This is a genomic window from Kineococcus gurbantunggutensis, from assembly GCF_050871925.1.
GTDB lineage: Bacteria > Actinomycetota > Actinomycetes > Actinomycetales > Kineococcaceae > Kineococcus.
In genome coordinates this window covers 1-512 of sequence record NZ_JBJLSG010000352.1, presented here as the reverse complement: position 1 = coordinate 512, position 512 = coordinate 1, and the positions used below count along the sequence as shown (strand labels likewise).

At 70.5% G+C, this 512-nt stretch carries 1 protein-coding gene; it reads left to right on the top strand.

The annotated features are described in order from the left end of the window. On the top strand, positions 1-401 hold a 401-nt coding region (locus tag ACRYR7_RS25630; RefSeq protein ID WP_432575212.1), incomplete at its 5' end, for an LGFP repeat-containing protein. Positions 402-512: the final 111 nt, after the last annotated feature.

Below are 512 nucleotides of genomic sequence, written 5' to 3'. Positions count from 1 at the left end.
GCCAGGGCTGGGAAGGCGGCCGCCTGGGCTTCCCCACCAGCAGCGAGTTCGACATCACCGGCGGCAAGCGCCAGAACTTCACCGGCGGCTACATCGAGTGGAACCCCGCCCGCGGCGCCCTGATCAACCAGCCCATCGCCCAGCCGCCCGCCCCGGCCCCCACCATCGCCGGCACCGGCACCTTCCGCGTCGGAGCCGACGTCCAGCCGGGCACCTACCGCTCCAACGGCCCCGCAGCAGGTAGCTACGGCTGCTACTGGGAACGCCTGAGCGGCTTCAGCGGCGACCTCGCCGACATCATCAGCAACGACTACGTCACCGGCGCCACCATCGTCACCATCGAAGCCAGCGACACCGGCTTCTCCACCAGCGACTGTCAGACCTTCACCAAGATCGGCTGAACACGCCACCCGCTGCACCGCGGGGTGCAGCGAGGGGTCCCGCGGCGCCCAGCCCCGCACGGCCCCAGGCCCAACCCGCGTCCCAGCACGTAACAACGCGTATCATCGCGT